The organism is Kitasatospora cystarginea (assembly GCF_039533515.1).
Taxonomy (GTDB): domain Bacteria; phylum Actinomycetota; class Actinomycetes; order Streptomycetales; family Streptomycetaceae; genus Kitasatospora; species Kitasatospora cystarginea.
This window is the reverse complement of record NZ_BAAATR010000153.1, coordinates 1-1,643: the sequence shown is the minus strand read 5'-3', so window position 1 is coordinate 1,643 and position 1,643 is coordinate 1. Positions and strand designations below refer to the sequence as shown.

General features: G+C 61.9%; 1 protein-coding gene and 1 pseudogene. Both read right to left on the bottom strand.

What is annotated here, in order from left to right; all coding sequences use genetic code 11:
- Positions 1-55 precede the first annotated feature (55 nt).
- The gene (locus ABD369_RS40510) at positions 56-1,111 is read right to left on the bottom strand and encodes a hypothetical protein (protein WP_344641647.1); all 1,056 of its coding nucleotides are present in this window, start codon (positions 1,109-1,111) and stop codon (positions 56-58) included.
- Between the two features lie 292 nt (positions 1,112-1,403).
- Positions 1,404-1,643, bottom strand: a pseudogene (locus ABD369_RS40505) (IS630 family transposase); the annotation flags it as partial.

Genomic DNA, 1,643 nt, shown 5'->3' with positions numbered 1-1,643 from the left:
TGGACCTTAGACAAGCCCTATCGTCGCAGGTCAGCGGCACTCCTCAGTCTTTTGATCACGCCTCGGACAGCCCTGCTCGTGAAAGCGCGAGGTTAGAGGCCAACAGGGTGATCGTGCTGTTCCAGTTGCCACCGTCGACGTTCCTCCACAGGTCAAGCAGCGAACCGGTCACATTGCCCTCGACCTGGTCTCCGGTACCCCAGCCCGATGAGTGAGTGAAGGACATCTCGGTGCCGTTTGGCCAGACGTAGCGATAGTCACCAAGGAGGTAGGCTGCGACGGCATCGGCAAAGCCCTCGACCCATGCACACGCACCGCTGCCAGTGAGACTGTATATGTACTGGGAACTGCAGATGGTGTAGTTCGGAAAGCCATTGAACATGCGATTCATGAAGAAGTGACCGGACTCATGGAGGACGGTGTGCTCGGAGTCAGGGTCGGCGGCGGAGAGATGGATGGTGTGACTACCGATGTCGTAGTACGGACCGTCCGTCGACGCGTTGGTCCACTGGATGTTGAGCTCAGTGCAGTGGTTTCCGTCCGTCTCGTGAGATGACCAGCAGATGCTGGCAGGGTTGTTGCGGTTCCACCAAAGAAGGTTGACGGTGTCGAAGGCGTGCCAAGCCCGGGCGGTATCAGCGGAAGGCTTGATCGTGCCCAGCGAAGCGCTGGAGGAGACGTTGTACAGGGTCTGGGAGTCCAGCCTGTAAGTCGCGCCGCTGGTGTCGTTGACCCTCCACAGCTTTGTACTTTCGGCATTGAACCGCACCCACATGCTGCTCATCGACGTGGTCGTCGTGGGCGTATAGCAGAGGTTGAAACCTCCGTCACCCGCCGTGTACTGGAAATCGGCAGTGAGCTGGTGCGGGGAGTCGGTGGGCTTCTCATTTCCCCACAGCTCGACGTTCGCACTACGGACCGGGTTCGTCCTCGTTGGCTTCGTCGTTCCCGCTTCGGCCGACTGGTAGTCATACAGGAGATTTCCGCTCAAGCAGATGGGAGTCGCGCCTGCCGCGGCACTGGCAGCCGGCAACGGGACAGCGGCCGTACCGGCAAGAAGGGCCACGCTGAAGGCGGCGAAGCCGCGCGGCAATTTCATTCCGATGCCCATGAACTTCCTTTCAGAGAAACACAGATGGACTGCCACATGCGGGCGATCTCGCATAGGGATTGACACTCTGTTGGATAGTACTGGCCGCACACGATGATGCGGATCACGCGAAGGCGCCTACCGGCGTGGAGTCCTGCTGCGTGGATGGCCGACCCGCTTACCAGATCGGACTGGTCGGTGGCCGGCCCCACCGGGCGACGACTCCCCCGTGGCTGAAGCCGGGCTGCGGGCGACGGAGTTGGACCGGTATTGCGCCACGAGGGCGCTGAGGAATCGAACGGAAGCAGGAACAGCCGAACTCGTCGAACGCGAAGGTGCGGTCGGGGAAGTGTTCCAGGACGCGTTCGATCCGGTCGAGCTTGGCGTCGTAGTCGGGGTCGGTGGACTCCTTCCAGGTTTTGGTGCGCTGGAAGGTGACGCCGCGTCGGGTGAGCGGGCAGCGCAGGGCCTCGCGGCCGATGCGGATCACCCGGCCGTGGACCTTGCGCAGGTAGGCGAGCAGTTTGCGGATCGACCAGCGGGTGAAGGGCTG

Coding starts and splice junctions, on each gene's coding strand:
- ABD369_RS40510 (WP_344641647.1), bottom strand. CDS start 1,111: ATGGGCATCGGAATGAAATTGCCGCGCGGCTTCGCCGCCTTCAGCGTG.